General features: G+C 53.8%; 17 protein-coding genes and 1 other RNA gene. 10 read left to right on the forward strand and 8 right to left on the reverse strand.

Going from position 1 to position 16174, the window contains the following annotated elements; all coding sequences use genetic code 11:
- Positions 1 to 95: 95 nt before the first annotated feature.
- The 5 genes from CTZ24_RS04905 (at position 96) to amtB (ending at position 6036) form a co-directional block, all read left to right on the forward strand.
- Positions 96 to 557 (forward strand): Lrp/AsnC family transcriptional regulator, encoded by a 462-nt coding sequence (locus tag CTZ24_RS04905; protein ID WP_021185832.1) that lies wholly within the window; start codon positions 96 to 98, stop codon positions 555 to 557.
- A gap of 23 nt (positions 558 to 580) precedes the next feature.
- Positions 581 to 2350, forward strand: coding sequence for a SmdA family multidrug ABC transporter permease/ATP-binding protein (locus CTZ24_RS04910; protein ID WP_021185831.1), 1770 nt, complete (start codon positions 581 to 583; stop codon positions 2348 to 2350).
- Positions 2343 to 4118, forward strand: coding sequence for a SmdB family multidrug efflux ABC transporter permease/ATP-binding protein (locus CTZ24_RS04915; protein ID WP_208724964.1), 1776 nt, complete (start codon positions 2343 to 2345; stop codon positions 4116 to 4118). The genes CTZ24_RS04910 and CTZ24_RS04915 overlap by 8 nt, the downstream gene beginning before the upstream one ends.
- A gap of 258 nt (positions 4119 to 4376) precedes the next feature.
- The gene (gene glnK, locus CTZ24_RS04920) at positions 4377 to 4715 is read left to right on the forward strand and encodes a P-II family nitrogen regulator (RefSeq protein WP_007886947.1); all 339 of its coding nucleotides are present in this window, start codon (positions 4377 to 4379) and stop codon (positions 4713 to 4715) included.
- Positions 4716 to 4746: 31 nt separating this feature from the next.
- Complete coding sequence (gene amtB, locus CTZ24_RS04925; protein ID WP_013508147.1) at positions 4747 to 6036, forward strand: ammonium transporter AmtB; 1290 nt, start codon at positions 4747 to 4749, stop codon at positions 6034 to 6036.
- 71 nt (positions 6037 to 6107) lie between these two features.
- Here the strand turns inward: amtB and tesB are convergent, their stop codons facing one another.
- Positions 6108 to 6971, reverse strand: coding sequence for an acyl-CoA thioesterase II (gene tesB, locus CTZ24_RS04930; protein ID WP_021185829.1), 864 nt, complete (start codon positions 6969 to 6971; stop codon positions 6108 to 6110).
- A 205-nt stretch (positions 6972 to 7176) separates the two neighbouring features.
- Here tesB and CTZ24_RS04935 point away from each other — a divergent pair, with 205 nt between their 5' ends.
- Positions 7177 to 7734: a YbaY family lipoprotein gene (locus CTZ24_RS04935; protein WP_208724965.1), complete on the forward strand. Its 558-nt coding sequence runs from the start codon at positions 7177 to 7179 to the stop codon at positions 7732 to 7734.
- A gap of 53 nt (positions 7735 to 7787) precedes the next feature.
- Here CTZ24_RS04935 and CTZ24_RS04940 read toward each other — a convergent pair whose 3' ends face one another.
- The gene (locus CTZ24_RS04940) at positions 7788 to 8102 is read right to left on the reverse strand and encodes an MGMT family protein (RefSeq protein ID WP_013508150.1); all 315 of its coding nucleotides are present in this window, start codon (positions 8100 to 8102) and stop codon (positions 7788 to 7790) included.
- A 168-nt stretch (positions 8103 to 8270) separates the two neighbouring features.
- Here CTZ24_RS04940 and ffs point away from each other — a divergent pair.
- Positions 8271 to 8367, forward strand: an RNA gene (ffs, locus tag CTZ24_RS04945) — signal recognition particle sRNA small type.
- A gap of 133 nt (positions 8368 to 8500) precedes the next feature.
- Here the strand turns inward: ffs and hha are convergent.
- The 3 genes from hha to CTZ24_RS04960 all read right to left on the reverse strand — a co-directional run bounded on the left by hha (position 8501) and on the right by CTZ24_RS04960 (position 9621).
- Positions 8501 to 8719 carry a hemolysin expression-modulating protein Hha gene (hha, locus tag CTZ24_RS04950; RefSeq protein WP_013508151.1) on the reverse strand — a complete coding sequence of 73 codons (219 nt, stop codon included), beginning with the start codon at positions 8717 to 8719 and terminating at the stop codon, positions 8501 to 8503.
- Positions 8720 to 8743: 24 nt separating this feature from the next.
- Positions 8744 to 9121 carry an Hha toxicity modulator TomB gene (gene tomB / locus CTZ24_RS04955; protein ID WP_021185827.1) on the reverse strand — a complete coding sequence of 126 codons (378 nt, stop codon included), beginning with the start codon at positions 9119 to 9121 and terminating at the stop codon, positions 8744 to 8746.
- Positions 9122 to 9267: 146 nt separating this feature from the next.
- Entirely contained in the window at positions 9268 to 9621 is a 354-nt protein-coding gene (locus tag CTZ24_RS04960) for a hypothetical protein (protein ID WP_208725495.1), read from the reverse strand.
- Positions 9622 to 9972: 351 nt separating this feature from the next.
- Between CTZ24_RS04960 and CTZ24_RS04965 the strand changes: the two genes are divergently transcribed.
- From CTZ24_RS04965 to CTZ24_RS04975, 3 genes are read left to right on the forward strand one after another with little or no spacing between them, the layout of a single operon-like run.
- A complete protein-coding gene (locus CTZ24_RS04965; RefSeq protein ID WP_021185824.1) occupies positions 9973 to 10629 on the forward strand; it encodes a metal ABC transporter ATP-binding protein in 657 nt (218 codons plus the stop codon).
- Positions 10626 to 11465: a metal ABC transporter permease gene (locus CTZ24_RS04970; protein WP_021185823.1), complete on the forward strand. Its 840-nt coding sequence runs from the start codon at positions 10626 to 10628 to the stop codon at positions 11463 to 11465. The genes CTZ24_RS04965 and CTZ24_RS04970 overlap by 4 nt, the downstream gene beginning before the upstream one ends.
- A gap of 22 nt (positions 11466 to 11487) precedes the next feature.
- Positions 11488 to 12366: a metal ABC transporter substrate-binding protein gene (locus tag CTZ24_RS04975; RefSeq protein ID WP_021185822.1), complete on the forward strand. Its 879-nt coding sequence runs from the start codon at positions 11488 to 11490 to the stop codon at positions 12364 to 12366.
- Positions 12367 to 12411: 45 nt separating this feature from the next.
- Here the strand turns inward: CTZ24_RS04975 and ykgO are convergent, their stop codons facing one another.
- The 3 genes from ykgO to CTZ24_RS04990 all read right to left on the reverse strand — a co-directional run bounded on the left by ykgO (position 12412) and on the right by CTZ24_RS04990 (position 16171).
- Complete coding sequence (gene ykgO, locus CTZ24_RS04980; protein ID WP_013508157.1) at positions 12412 to 12555, reverse strand: type B 50S ribosomal protein L36; 144 nt, start codon at positions 12553 to 12555, stop codon at positions 12412 to 12414.
- An 11-nt stretch (positions 12556 to 12566) separates the two neighbouring features.
- Complete coding sequence (locus CTZ24_RS04985) at positions 12567 to 12827, reverse strand: type B 50S ribosomal protein L31 (RefSeq protein ID WP_208724966.1); 261 nt, start codon at positions 12825 to 12827, stop codon at positions 12567 to 12569.
- 194 nt (positions 12828 to 13021) lie between these two features.
- Complete coding sequence (locus CTZ24_RS04990) at positions 13022 to 16171, reverse strand: efflux RND transporter permease subunit (protein WP_208724967.1); 3150 nt, start codon at positions 16169 to 16171, stop codon at positions 13022 to 13024.
- Positions 16172 to 16174 lie beyond the last annotated feature (3 nt).

Raw genomic sequence — 16174 nt, forward strand, 5'->3', positions numbered from 1 at the left:
AATCGCCACAGTGTAAGGCACTGGCAGGAAAAAGAGGTTGCTTTAATCGGTGTATAATGGCTCGATGAGAGAAAAATTTTCTCCCGGAGAGGTAAATGCTAGATAAAACTGACCGTAAACTGCTGGCGCTATTACAGCAGGATTGCACCTTGTCACTCCAGACGCTGGCAGATGCGGTCAATCTCACCACCACCCCGTGCTGGAAACGCCTGAAAAAACTGGAAGATGATGGCATTATTCGTGCGCGCGTGGCGCTGTTAGACGGCGATAAAATCGGTCTGGCGCTGACCGCGTTCATGTTTGTCAAAACCCAGCAGCATAGCAGCGACTGGTATCAGCAATTTGTCAGCGTGGTCCAGCAGATGCCGGAGGTAATGGCGTTCTATCGTATGGCCGGCGAATATGACTATCTGCTGCGTATTCAGGTGGCAGATATGAAAAGTTACGATGGTTTTTATAAGCGGCTGGTGAATGGCGTACCGGGTCTGATTGACGTGACCTCCAGTTTCGCGATGGAAGAAATTAAATACACAACCGCATTGCCGGTAGCACCCTGACGGGTAAAGAAAGAGACAGTCTTGTGCGATTATTCAGCCAGTTAAGTTGGTATTTTCTGCGCGAGTGGCGGCGATATCTGGGCGCGGTCACTCTGCTCATCATCATTGCGCTTCTGCAATTGCTGCCACCGCATTTGGTGGGCGTAATTGTTGATGGCGTTACCCAACATACCTTAAGCACCGGACGACTGATGATGTGGATCGGCGTGATGCTGGTCACTGCGGTGGTGGTTTATCTGCTGCGTTATGTCTGGCGCGTGCTGCTGTTCGGAGCCTCTTACCAACTGGCGGTGAAATTACGTGAAGATTTTTACCGTCAATTGAGCCGCCAGCATCCGGCATTTTACCTGCGTCATCGCACCGGTGATCTGATCGCTCGTGCCACCAACGATGTTGACCGCGTGGTCTTTGCCGCCGGGGAAGGGGTGCTGACGCTGGTGGATTCACTGGTGATGGGTTGTGTGGTGCTGGTGGTGATGAGCGTACAAATCAGTTGGCAGTTGACGTTACTGGCGTTGGTACCGATGCCGATTATGGCGCTGATTATCCATCGTTACGGCAATCAGTTGCATGATCGTTTCAAACTGGCACAGGCGGCGTTCTCCAGCCTGAATGATCAAACTCAGGAAAGCCTGACCAGCATTCGCATGATCAAAGCCTTTGGTCTGGAAGATCATCAATCGCAGCAGTTTGCGGCCATCGCGCGCGATACTGGCGAGAAAAACCTGCGAGTGGCAAGGGTAGATGCGCGTTTTGATCCCACCATCTATATCGCGATTGGTTTCTCCAATTTGCTGGCGATTGGTGGCGGGAGCTGGATGGTGTGGCATGGCAGCCTGACGTTAGGGCAGCTCACCAGCTTTGTAATGTACCTCGGCCTGATGATTTGGCCGATGCTGGCACTGGCGTGGATGTTCAATATCGTTGAGCGTGGCAGCGCGGCCTGGAGCCGTATCCGTGCGTTGCTGGCGGAAGCTCCGGCAGTGGAAGACGGCCAGCAAATGCTGCCGCCGGAAGCCGGGAATTTGCAGGTGGCGATCCGCGAGTTTCGCTATCCGGCGAGTGCCGGTGTGGCGCTCAGCCATGTCAATTTTCAGCTCAAACCCGGCCAAATGCTGGGCTTATGTGGCCCCACTGGCTGTGGCAAAAGCACGCTGTTAAGCTTGCTTCAGCGCCATTTCGACCTTGAACAAGGTGATATTCGCTATCACAACACCCCGCTGTCGCAGTTGCGCATTGATAGCTGGCGCAGCCGCCTGGCGGTGGTGAGCCAGACGCCGTTCCTGTTTTCCGATACCGTCGCCAATAACCTTGCGTTAGGTCGACCCAATGCCAGCCAGCAGGAGATTGAGCAGGTGGCGAAGATGGCCTGCGTTCATGAGGATATCCTGCGGCTGCCGCAGGGCTATGAAACCGAGGTGGGTGAACGTGGCGTGATGCTCTCAGGCGGTCAGAAGCAGCGCATCGCTATTGCGCGTGCGCTGTTGCTGAATGCCGAGATCCTGATTCTGGATGATGCATTATCTGCGGTGGATGGACGCACCGAGCACGATATTCTGCACAACCTGCGGCAATGGGGTCGGGGCCGTACGCTGATTATCAGTGCGCATCGTCTGTCGGCGCTGACCGAAGCCAGCGAGATTCTGGTATTGCAGCAGGGTCAGGTGATGCAGCGTGGCGACCACGACGATCTGGTGGCAGAAAGCGGTTGGTATCGTGATATGTACCGTTATCAGCAACTGGAAGCGGCGCTGGACGAGGATGAGATCAGCGAAGGAGCGAGTCGTGGCTAAATCTGTGCGTCTGTGGCCAACCTTGAAACGTTTACTGGCCTACGGCAAACCGTGGCGTAAATCGTTATGGCTGGCCGTGGGCATGTTATGGCTGGCGGCGGCGGCCGAAGTCACCGGGCCGGTGTTAGTCAGTTATTTTATTGATCATCTGGTGGCGCAACACCAGATGCCGTGGGGCATTGTCGCCGGGTTGGTGGTCGGATTTATTCTGCTGCAATTGCTGGCAGCGGGCCTGCACTATTTTCAGTCGTTGCTGTTCAACCGCGCGGCGATCGGCGTGGTGCAAAAATTACGTTCTGATGTGATGAATGCCGCGCTACGACAGCCGTTAAGCGCCTTCGATACCCAACCGGTCGGTCAAATCATCTCACGCGTGACCAACGATACCGAGGTGATCCGCGATCTGTATGTCACGGTGGTGGCAACGGTGTTGCGCAGTGCGGCGTTGATCGGCGCGATGCTGGTGGCGATGTTTGCGCTCGACTGGCGTATGGCGCTGGTGGCGATAGTAATTTTCCCGCTGGTATTGACGGTGATGTTGATCTATCAGCGTTACAGCACACCGATAGCGCGACGGGTGCGTAGCTATCTGGCCGACATCAATAACGGCTTCAATGAAGTGATTAACGGCATGAGTGTCATCCAGCAGTTCCGCCAGCAGGCGCGTTTTGGTGAGCGAATGGGGGAGGCCAGCCGTTCGCACTATCTGGCGCGAATGGAGACGCTACGACTGGATGGCTTCTTGCTGCGTCCATTACTGAGTTTATTCTCTGCACTGATTTTGTGCGGCCTGCTGATGTTGTTCAGCTTTGCTAACCCAGGCGTATTTGAGGTGGGCGTTCTGTATGCCTTTATCACTTACCTCGGGCGTCTGAATGAGCCGTTGATTGAACTCACTACCCAGCAATCGATGCTGCAACAGGCGGTGGTGTCGGGTGAGCGCATCTTTGAGTTGATGGATGCGACTCAGCAGGATTACGGCACGGATAACCGGCCACTGGCCTCCGGGCGTATTTCCCTGCGTGATGTCAGCTTTGCCTATCGCGCCGATCGTGACGTGTTAAGCCAGATCGATCTGGACGTGCCGCCCCGTGGCTTTATTGCGTTGGTTGGCCATACCGGCAGTGGCAAAAGTACGCTGGCAAACCTGCTGATGGGGTACTACCCGGTGACGCGCGGCAGTATCGAACTGGACGGTCGTCCATTGCCACAACTGACGCATCAGGCGTTACGTCAGGGGGTAGCGATGGTGCAACAGGACCCGGTGGTGCTGGCAGATACCTTGCTCGCCAATGTCCGTCTTGGGCGCGATATCCCGGAGCAGGCGGTGTGGCAGGCGCTGGAGACGGTGCAGCTTGCCGCGCTGGTGCGCGCTATGCCTGAGGGTATTCACACCCGGTTGGGCGAGCAGGGCAATAACCTGTCGGTCGGTCAGAAACAGTTGTTAGCGCTGGCGCGGGTGCTGGTATCGCTGCCGCAAATTTTGATCCTTGATGAAGCCACCGCCAATATCGATTCTGGCACTGAGCAGGCGATTCAGCACGCCCTGCGTGCCTTGCGTCAGCACAGCACGCTGGTGGTGATCGCGCATCGCCTCTCCACTATTACTGAGGCAGACCAGATTCTGGTCCTGCATCGCGGTCAGGTCGCTGAACGCGGTACGCATAGCCAGTTACTGGCGCAACAGGGGCGTTACTGGCAAATGTACCAGTTGCAACAGGCGGGCGATGAACTCGCGGCGGGCATTCCCTTAACGACTGAAGGGTGACTTGCACCTTTTTTGCGCACCTTTATCGGATTATTCTGTAGAAATGCACTTCTTTGAGGCTATAAGCACCAAAGAGGTGCAAACAATTCACTCCTTTCTTCCTTTCCTGCTGGTATTTGTGTTGTTCATCACAGAACGAAGCGCGCTGTAGCGCGGCTAATCTGCTGACTCTGCGGTTTTTTTATTTATGGCACACCCTTTGCTTATATCCCTGCGTGTCCGGTAAGACTCACTCATTAAATACCTGGAGGGGATCGTATGAAGCTGGTTACCGTGGTAATCAAACCATTTAAGCTGGAGGACGTGCGTGAAGCCTTATCCTCTATTGGCATTCAGGGACTGACAGTTACCGAAGTGAAGGGTTTCGGTCGCCAGAAAGGTCACGCAGAGCTTTATCGCGGTGCCGAGTACAGCGTGAACTTCCTGCCAAAAGTAAAAATTGATATCGCCATTGCTGATGATCAACTGGACGAAGTCGTGGATGTGATCAGCAAAGCCGCTTACACCGGCAAGATTGGCGACGGCAAAATTTTCGTTGCGGAACTGCAACGCGTTATCCGTATTCGTACTGGCGAGACCGACGAAGCAGCACTGTAACTAGGCCTTGATTGTGATGGGATGGAAAGAAATGAATAAAATGATGACGAAGTTAGGCCTGACCAGCCTGGCGCTGTTACCGTCTCTGGCCATGGCGGCAGCTCCTGCCGTTGCGGATAAAGCCGATAACGCGTTTATGATGATCTGCACCGCGTTGGTGTTGTTCATGTCGATTCCGGGCATCGCCCTGTTTTACGGCGGTCTGATCCGCGGTAAAAACGTATTGTCCATGCTGACTCAGGTAGCGGTAACCTTCTCTCTGGTTTGTGTGCTGTGGATGATTTACGGTTACTCGCTGGCTTTCAGCGAAGGCAATGCCTTCTTCGGTAGCTTCCAGTGGGCGATGTTGAAAAATATCGAGCTGAAAGCGCTGATGGGCACCTTCTATCAATATATCCACGTTGCGTTCCAGGCTTCCTTCGCCTGTATCACCGTGGGCCTGATTGTGGGTTCCATTGCGGAACGTATTCGTTTCTCTGCGGTGCTGATTTTCGTTGCGGTATGGCTGACTCTGGCTTATCTGCCGATTGCACACATGGTCTGGGCTGGCGGTCTGCTGGCATCTGATGGCGCGCTGGACTTTGCGGGCGGTACCGTTGTTCACATCAACGCTGCGGTTGCTGGTCTGGTCGGTGCTTATCTGGTGGGCAAACGTGCTGGCTTCGGTAAAGAAGCATTTAAACCGCACAACCTGCCAATGGTGTTCACGGGTACTGCAATCCTGTATGTGGGCTGGTTCGGCTTCAACGCTGGTTCTGCTTCTGCGGCCAACGAAATCGCTGCCCTGGCATTCCTGAACACCGTCATTGCGACGGCGGGTGCGGTACTGTCCTGGACCTTCGGTGAGTGGGCACTGCGTGGTAAGCCTTCTCTGCTGGGTGCCTCTTCAGGCTTCATCGCAGGTCTGGTTGCTATCACTCCGGCGTGTGGTTATGTCGGTGTTGGCGGCGCGCTGATTATCGGTCTGGTCGGTGGTTTGGCTGGTCTGTGGGGTGTCACGACCCTGAAGAAATGGCTGCGTGTTGATGACCCGTGTGATGTGTTCGGTGTGCACGGCGTGTGTGGCATCGTGGGTTGTATCCTGACTGGTGTGTTCGCTTCCTCTTCACTGGGTGGCGTAGGTTATGCTGAAGGCGTAACCATGGGCCATCAGGTATGGATCCAGCTGTTCAGCGTGGGTGTCACCATCGTCTGGTCTGGTGTGGTTGCCTTCATTGGCTTCAAACTGGCCGATATGATTGTTGGCCTGCGTGTTCCAGAAGATCAGGAACGTGAAGGTCTGGATGTTAACAGCCACGGCGAAAACGCTTACAACCAGTAAGAGCCGGGCTGAAAAAGAGAGCAGTGCGCTAAAATAATAAAAAGCAGAAGGGGCGAGTCATCGCCCCTTTTTTATTCGCTGCGTTGGCGCATCACCCCTTCCTGCACCGTGGTTGCCACCAGCGTGCCATCCTGAGTAAAAAACTCCCCGCGTACAAACCCGCGTGCACCTGATGCTGAGGTGCTGACAACGCTATACAGCAGCCATTCTGACAGGTCGAACGGGCGGTGGAACCACATTGAGTGGTCGATAGTCGCGACCTGCATGTCGGGCTCAAGGAAGCCTTTGCCGTGCGGCTGAAGCGCTACAGGCAGGAAGTTGAGGTCTGATGCATAGCCAAGCAGATATTGGTGAATCCGACGATCCTGCGGCAGTTGACCGTTAGCACGCACCCACACCTGACGTACCGGCTCATCAACACGGCCTTTCAGCGGGTTGTGAATCTGCACCGGACGAATATCGAGAGGACGTTCAGAGAGGAATTTTTCCCGTAATTTAATCGGCAGATGCGCTGCCAGCTTATGCGCCAGATCCTGTTCCGATGGCAAATTATCCGGGGCGGGGACCTGTGGCATGCTGTTCTGATGCTCAAATCCGCTTTCCGGTGCCTGGAACGAGGCCGTCATGTAGAAGATCGGTTGTCCATTTTGTACAGCGCTGACGCGGCGCGCGCTAAAGCTTTTGCCATCCCGTAGAGTTTCGACATCATAGATAATGGCTTTCTGGCTATCGCCCGGACGCAGGAAGTAACTATGGAATGAGTGAATGATACGTGCTTCCGGCACTGTCTGTTTCGCTGCATAAAGCGCCTGGCCAACCACCTGACCACCAAACACCTGACGCAGGCCGAGGTCTTCGCTTTGACCGCGAAATAATCCCTCTTCCAGTTTTTCCAGATTCAACAAATTAAGCAGGTTGTGCAGTGCCTGGCTCATAACGGATTCCTCAGTGATACCGGTCGGGCAAGTGTGAAAGATCCGACCAGTTGTCGTCAATCTTTTTGCCGTGGTTTCAGCAATCTAAGACCCGTCTTAAGCGCATTGCGGATTTTTGTGCCAGAATTAAGGGCATTCGGCGGTTGAATAGCTGCACATTATTTTTGCCGCCGACAATCATAGTGTTCATAAGGAGACGACATCAATGAAACTCTGGCAAATCATTAGCGGTATGACATTGGCTGTGGCGGTCGCAGGGTGCGCGGATCACAGCAAACCGGTGGCAACGCCAACGTTGGGTGCAACGGTTGCCGGTCAGCAAACGGCCATTGCGCAGCCGAATGTAAGTGGCTCCATTTATATTCGCCAGCGTATTGCGTTACCGCCGGATGCGGTGCTGACGGTGACTCTGTCAGATGCCTCACAGTCCGATGCACCATCCCGCGTGCTGGCGCAGCATGTGGTGCGTACCGAGGGCAAACAGGCACCGTTCCAGTTTGTGCTGCCCTTTAACCCGGCAGACATCCAGCCGAACGCACGCATTCTGTTGAGTGCAGCAATAGCCATTGATGGCAGACTGGCGTTTATCACTGATACGGTAAAACCGGTGATTAATCAGGGCGGAACCAAGGTCGAATTGTTGCTGGTGCCTACCACCAATATGGCGATGCCAACGCAGCCTGGTGCGGCAACGACCGTGCCGTCTACCTCTCCAACGCAGGTGACACCATCGTCTTCAGTGCCTGCGGCGACCAGTATGTAAACGGATATCGTCCCGGCGCGATTTATCGCACCGGGACGAATGTGTACCGGGTATCAATCCTGATCCCAACGATATCGCGCCAGTTCAATTTCTCCCGCATCACTCACTTCGATCCCTTCAGCTTCCAGCGCATCGCGCTGACGAAACAAATCATCACCCTGTAGCGAAATACGTCCGTGACGATTCAGGACACGATGCCAGGGTAACTGGCTGCCGGGCGGGAGACGTTTCAGCACGCCACCCACCTGACGTGCCGCACGCGGGGATCCAGCCAGACGGGCGACATCACCATAGGTCATCACTTTACCGGGGGGAATGGCGGCAACAATCTGCCACACGCGCTGCGGAAAGCTATCGTGTTCACTCATTGGGTCGTCCTGAATAACCGCAAAGGGCAGACTTTAACATGAACCAGGGCACGCATAATCGCCTGTCTGTTCAAGAAAACAACGGTCATCCGGCGTTTGCTTGCAATTGCCGGGGGCTTACCTGATAATGCCAGCGCTCTCGTAATGAGGGCTAGTCAATGGGGGCCCTGTTGGTTCTCCCGCAATGCTAACTTGTGAACTCGGTCAGGTCCGGAAGGAAGCAGCCGCAGCAGGCGACGCGTGTGCCGGGATGTAGCTGGCAGGGCCTCCACCATTTCTGCCTCGAAAAAATCCCCTTAAATTCAATCAATAGCGTGCTGCTGGCACTCCTTTGCCAGTGAAAGGTCAATCCCTGAAAATCGGTTGCTGCAACAGGCTGGGCAAGAGAAGGGAAAAACTTAGCGGACGAACTTCCAGACAGACCCGGGCACTTTATCGTAGAGCTTATTCATCGTCAGCTCTGCAAGGCGGTGATCGGCAGCCGAGTAAAATACCGCTAACTCGTCATCGGACAATTCATACTTGTTTTTTTCAATCACCCGCTCAAGGGTATCGATTGAGCGACAGCGGCGCAGTCGCATCAAATAATCGGTTTTGGTTAAGGCTTGATTGCTCATAAATAAATCGTTCTCACTCTGATGCTAAAAGGAATGGCTGGGTTGCTGTAGAAAAGCGCACTCTTCGGCAAACAGGTTAAATAAGCGTCGTGCTGAACGTTGCCAACGTTGAAGATCCTGAGTATTGATTCCGTAACTGCTAAACAACATAAAGGTATCGTCAAGATATTCATCGATTTGCGTTATCAGTGCTTCATCTTCAACATGCTTAATTTTGTAATTCATCGTGAAAGACGCGATATGCTCAATCAAATCGTTGAGCTGTAAATTGCTTTCAGAAGTAGGATCATTAACCCAGCCATGATGACTGTCAGTTAATGTTGCCATACTTTCGTCAAACAGGTTCTCACACAGAAATTTAAGCTGGGCAATATCATGCCGTTTCGGTGAGTATTCGTCCATCTTTTTCCCCTCCATAGCTAGCACGGTTACCGCAGCGCGGCGAGATTTGGAAAAGTGGCCAGGAAGCGATCACGAATAAAATGAATTCAGCGACTCCTCAAATATAATCCAGATTCATTAGTTTTGCTCACCTCCATTACCAAATATTACAATTCATCGGCGGGTGAAGGGCGTGTATTGTCTATCACTTCGAACACCAGTGCGCCCGGCTGGATATGAAACAGAACATCTTCCTGACGTGTAAAGGTTTCATTTAAATCCTGACAGGGACTAAATAAATTCCACTGGAAATCGTAAAGCATTTTAAATCGATTATTAGCGATAATCTTGATGGAAATAATGCGAAAACTCTCGGGAACTAATCGCGCATTTTGTGAATACCATTGTAAATCACCCGCCAGCGCTGAGGCTATTTTGAGAATATTCCCTTGAATTAATGCCTGCAACTTTGTGCAGTTATCCTCACCGACCGCAATATCACAATGAATAATGGCCTGCATCGTTAACCCGGTATAAAGGCTGTTGTTTCTATCATTGGGGTTTCTGACAAACATTGCAAGCTCACCTTAAGCATAAATAGCTATTGTTGTGATGGATTGCATTACGGGAGGTCATGAGAAGGAGGCGAATTCAAAAGGTGAGGGAGGATGCAGGATAGCGCTGGTTAACTTTTGAAACACTTTCCCCCTGACTAACCGACAGAAGAGTCTGATAGTGTATTGTTATGTTATAACATTTTGGTTGTACCGTATGAATCATAGTGGATTACTGTTGTCGCTAGGCGGGCGCTTGCTGGTCGCGCTGCTGTTGGTTGCCCTGTTGGGATTGGCCATTGTGTGGGGCATGCAAAAATGATGCGTTTTCACCACTTGCAGGCTGGCTATCAAGGGCAAAGGGTTACACCAACGATCAACGGTGAGTTGGTAGCAGGTAGTATGACGGCGTTGATTGGCGCCAATGGCAGCGGAAAATCGACGCTGTTGAAAACCATCGCCGGTTTACTGACGCCGATTTCAGGGCGTTGTGAGCTGAAGGTTTCCCGTAAAGAACTGGGTTGGTTGCCACAGCGTACCGAGTTGGAAACGCGCTTCCCTGTCACGGCCTATGAGTTGGTCGCGATGGGGTGCTGGCCGCGTTGTGGTTGGTTTGGCGCGATTAACCGCGCGCTACGCAAAGAGATTGATGCGGCACTTGATGCGGTGCAGATGCGTGATTTCGCGGATGCACAGCCTGCCACCTTGTCAGGAGGTCAGTTACAGCGCGTGTTATTCGCCCGCCTGATGCTGCAACGCAGCAAGTTGTGGCTGCTGGATGAACCCTTTAATGGTATCGACAGCCAGACCGTGACTTTGTTGATGTCAATCCTGCAACAGCAGCAACAGGCAGGCACCACCTTGTTGGTGGTATTGCATGATCGTCCTTTGGTTGAACGTTATTTTCAGGATGTGTTGTCGCTGGATGCAGTTGAATCCGCCCGCGTCTCTCTGTTGCAGAAGGTGGCATCGTGACTTTACTGCAACCTTTCATCGAATTCGGTTTTATGCGCCGTGCTCTGGTGGCCTGTGTGGCGCTGGCGCTGAGTGCCACACCACTGGGTGTGTTTCTCTCATTACGACGCATGAGCCTGATTGGCGATGCACTTTCTCACGCGGTACTGCCCGGTGCGGCGATTGGCTATCTCATCTCTGGTTTGTCGCTGGTGGCAATGGGGATTGGTGGCTTGATTGCCGGTCTGGCCGTTGCGCTTCTCTCCGGTGCTGTCAGCCGATATACCCCGCTTAAAGAAGATGCCAGCTTTGCCGGTTTTTATCTGGGTTCGTTGGCACTGGGGGTCACTCTGGTGTCACTACGCGGTTCCAGCGTTGATCTGCTGCATGTGCTGTTTGGCTCGCTACTGGCGGTGGATAACGCAGCAATTGTGCTGGTCGGCGGTATTGCTGCCTTCACGTTACTGATGCTGGCGATCATTTATCGTCCGCTGGTGATAGACGCCTTCGATCCCGATTTTCTGCGCGCACAGGGCAAATGGAGTGCCCCTCTGGTGCACGGCATTTTTCTCACTCTGGTGGTCCTCAATCTGGTGGCCGGTTTTCAGGTGCTGGGCACCTTGATGTCGGTGGGATTGATGATGTTGCCCGCCGCCAGCGCCCGTTTCTGGAGTCGCCATCTCGCCTGCATGCTCGGCGTTGCCATGTTGCTGGCAGTGATCGCCGCGCTGATCGGGCTGATGTTGTCGTGGCATTACTCACTGCCTGCGGGGCCGGCGGTGGTACTGAGTGCCGCCGGACTTTTTTTGCTTTCTGTTTTGACAGGACCATGTGGCGGTTTACTGCGCCGCCGATAACGAAACCAATAAGGGGATGTGTATGAAGAAGTTACCGATTAGCCTGGCGTTGGGTGCCATGTTGATCAGCCCGCTGGCGCTGGCAAAAACGGTGGATGCGGTAGCGAGTTTTACCGTGCTGGCGGATATCGTGAAACAAGTTGGTGGCGATCACGTTAAAGTGAAATCGCTGGTGGGGCCAAATGGCGATCCTCACACTTTTGAACCAACTCCGCAGGATAGCCAGGCACTGGCGCAGGCGGATGTGGTGTTTGTCAGCGGTCTGGGGCTGGAAGGCTGGATGGATCGACTGGTGAGCGCATCAGGTTACAAAGGCACGCTGGTGGTGGCCTCAACCGGCATCAATACCCGTGAAATGGTGGATGATGGTAAAACCATTACCGATCCACACGCGTGGAACAGCATGGCGAATGGCGTGATTTATGCCACCAACGTCATGAACGCGTTAATCAAGGCCGATCCGGAAGATGCTGCCGCCATTCGTAAACAGGGCGAAAACTATATCCAGCAATTACAGAAACTCGACAGCTGGGCAAAAACATCCTTTGCCGCTGTACCGCAGAATAAACGCAAAGTGCTGACCAGCCATGATGCGTTTGGTTATTTTGGCCAGCGCTATGGCGTGGAATTCCTCGCCCCGGTCGGTTTCTCAACGGAAGCGGAAGCCAGTGCCAGCGATGTAGCCTCGATCATCAAACAGCTCAAGGCTGAGCACATCAATACTTACTTTATGGAGAATCAGACCGATCCGCGTCTGGTGAAGCAGATTGCCAGCGCAACCGGCGCCAAACCAGGTGGTGAACTCTATCCGGAAGCGCTGTCGGAAGCCAATGGTCCGGCCGCCAGCTATGAAGCAGCATTCAAGCACAACGTGAATGCCATGCTGAAAAGTATGCAGTAATAAAAAAGGCCGGGTATTAACCCGGCCAATTATCACGACACCATCCTAACGTTTTTTCTTCTTTCTTCCCTGTACCGCTTTAAAGCGCGGATTGGTTTTGCAGATCACATAGATACGACCTTTACGACGCACGACTTTGCAATCTTTGTGACGGGTCTTCGCTGAACGCAATGAACTCAATACCTGCATGTGGTGCTCCGTTATGCCTTACCGCGACCGAGGAAACGACCATAACGCTGGTTGAAGCGTGCCGCGCTGCCTTCTTTGGCAAAATCTTTCTGCTTGCCGGTGTAGTACACATGCGATTTTGAAGAGACATCGAGTGTGACATAGGGCAGCACTTCGCCTTCAAATTCGATAGTACGTTCAGTTTTGATGGTGGAGCCGACTTTGAAATATTCATTCGCCGTAGTGTCGTGGAACACCACCGGGCGGTAGTGGGGATGGATATCAGGTTTCATAATTCTGCGCCTTATGTAATGTTATAATATAACAATAGTATGAACCTGAGCGTCCCACAATGCAACTCGTCGCGTCACGATTTATCGCGCCACCCACGATGCCGCACCTGCCCCGTAGCGGCGCGATTTATCGCGCGGTTGTGCTGAGAGCAAAAAAAAGGCCGCATCAGCGGCCTTTTAAGGAAGGGAAAATCTTAGTGGCTATGGTTCACCGGATGGCCTTGTTCCAGTTCAGCTTTATTCTTGCTGAAACGGCGACGTACCACCACGAAGAACACCGGCACGAAGAAGATTGCCAGCGCGGTTGCGGTGACCATGCCGCCCATCACGCCTGTACCTACCGCGTTCTGTGCGCCAGAACCGGCACCGGTACTGATCGCCAGCGGCAGCACGCCGAGGATAAAGGCCAGCGAGGTCATCAGAATCGGGCGCAGACGCATACGGGATGCCTCAAGCGTTGATTCCACCAGGCCTTTGCCTTCTTTCTCCATCAAGTCCTTGGCGAACTCCACGATCAGGATGGCGTTCTTCGCCGACAGGCCGATGGTAGTCAGCAGACCCACCACGAAGTAGACGTCGTTGCTCAGACCACGCAGGGTAGTGAACAGCAACGCACCCACCACGCCGAGCGGAACCACCAACATTACCGAGAACGGAATCGACCAGCTTTCATACAGCGCAGCCAGACACAGGAACACCACAATCAACGAGATGGCGTACAGTGCCGGAGCCTGGTTACCGGACAGACGTTCCTGGTAGGACATGCCCGTCCAGTCATAGCCGATACCGGCTGGCAGTTTCGCCGCCAGTTCTTCCATCAGGTTCATGGCATCACCGGAGCTTTTACCCGGTGCAGCCTGGCCGAGAATTTCCATCGACGGCAGGCCGTTATAACGTTCCAGACGTGGTGAACCATACTGCCACTTCGCACTTGAGAAGGCAGAGAATGGCACCATCTCACCGGCGCTGTTACGCACATACCATTTGCTGACGTCATCCGGCAGCATACGTGAATCTGGCTGCCCCATAACGTACACCTTCTTCACGCGACCGCGGTCGATGAAATCGTTAACGTAGGAACCACCCCATGCCGCACCCAGCGTGGTGTTGATGTCAGACAGCGAGACACCCAGCGCCGACGCTTTTTCCTGATCGATAATCAGTTTGTACTGCGGAGTATCTTCCAGGCCGTTAGGACGCACGCCCACCAGCGTATCCGGGTGCTGAGCGATCATACCGAACAGCTGATTACGTGCTTCGGTCAGCTTCTCATGTCCCAGGTTACCCTGATCAATGAGCTGGAAGTCGAAACCGGTGGCGTTACCCAGTTCGATAATCGCCGGCAGGTTGAACGGAATGACCATCGCATCTTTGATGGAACCCAGCGCACGCATCGCACGAGCGGCAAGGGCAGGCACTTTCATGTCGGCACTGCCACGCTCGTCCCACGGCTTGAGGCTGACGAAGGCGATACCGGTGTTCTGTCCACGACCGGCAAAGCCGAAGCCGTTAACGGTAAACACCGAGTTCACGCTGTCTTTCTCTTTAGTCAGGAAGTAATCCGTCACCTGGTCGAGCACTTTCTGCGTACGTTCCTGAGTCGCACCGGCGGGCAATTGCGCCTGAGCCAGCAGCAGACCCTGATCCTCTTCCGGCAGGAACGAGGTAGGAAGACGCAGGAACAGATACGCCATGCCGACAACGATGATCAGATAAAGTACCAGGTAACGACCGGTGCTGCGTACGATATGACCAACGCTATCAACGTAGTGATGGGTGCTCTTATCGAACAGGCGGTTAAACCAGCCGAAGAAACCGGTGGTTTTGCCGTGGCTGCCTTTCTCTACGGGTTTCAGCATGGTTGCGCACAGCGCAGGCGTCAGAATCAACGCCACCAGCACCGACAGGGCCATCGCTGACACGATGGTGATGGAGAACTGACGATAAATAACCCCGGTAGAGCCACCAAAGAAGGCCATCGGAATAAATACCGCGGAGAGCACCAGCGCAATACCCACCAGCGCACCCTGAATCTGCTCCATCGATCGTTTCGTGGCTTCCTTGGGCGGCAGCCCCTCCTCGGCCATCACACGCTCAACGTTTTCTACCACCACGATGGCGTCATCCACCAACAGGCCGATGGCGAGCACCATCCCGAACATGGTGAGCGTGTTTATCGAGTAGCCGCAGGCGGCGATAATCGCAAAGGTTCCGAGCAATACGACCGGTACTGCAATGGTCGGGATCAGCGTGGCGCGGAAGTTCTGTAGGAACAGATACATCACCAGGAACACCAGCACGATCGCTTCCATCAGGGTTTTCACCACTTCGAAGATGGAGATTTTAACGAACGGCGTGGTGTCATACGGATAAACCACTTTCAGGCCGGTCGGGAAGAACGGTTGTAGCTTCGCCAGTTCGGCTTTTACCGCATCAGCGGTATCCAGGGCGTTAGCGCCGGTCGCCAGCTTGATACCGATACCGGAAGCGGGTTTACCGTTGTAACGGGCGATGATGTCGTAGTTTTCCCCGCCCAGCTCAATCTTCGCCACGTCACGCAGACGCACCTGCGAACCATCGGTGTTGACCTTCAGCAGAATGTTGCCGAACTCGTCGGTCGATGTCAGACGGGTCTGAGCAATGATCGAGGCGTTCAACTGCTGTCCGGGCACCGGAGGTGTACCACCTAACTGACCGGCGGCCACCTGGGTGTTCTGGGTTGTCAGTGCGCTGATCACATCAACCGGTGTCAGCTGGAAGTTGTTGAGTTTGTGCGGATCAAGCCAGATACGCATCGCATACTGCGCACCAAATACCTGGGTATCACCCACCCCAGGAGTACGGCTGATCGGATCTTTGATGTTCGACGCAACGTAGTCCGAGATATCGTTCTGCGTCATGTTCGGATCATCACTGACAAAACCGGCCACCATCAGGAAGCTGCTGGAGGATTTTTTAACCTGAATCCCCTGCGACTGAACTTCCTGGGGCAGCAACGGCATCGCCAGTTGCAGTTTGTTCTGCACCTGAACCTGGGCGATATCCGCATCCGTACCGGACTGGAAAGTCAGGGTCAGGGTCAGCGTACCGGACGAGTCACTGCTCGAGGACATATACATCAGTCCATCGATACCATTCATATTTTGTTCGATGACCTGGGTCACCGAGTCTTGCAGCGTTTTCGCATCAGCACCCGGGTAGGAGGCCTGGATCTCAACTGCCGGCGGCGCAACATTAGGATATTGCTCGATAGGCAGACTGATGATCGATAGCGCACCCGCCAACATAATGATGATGGCGATTACCCACGCAAAAATGGGGCGATCGATAAAAAACTTAGCCATGTA

The organism is Pantoea phytobeneficialis, assembly GCF_009728735.1.
Taxonomy (GTDB): domain Bacteria; phylum Pseudomonadota; class Gammaproteobacteria; order Enterobacterales; family Enterobacteriaceae; genus Pantoea; species Pantoea phytobeneficialis.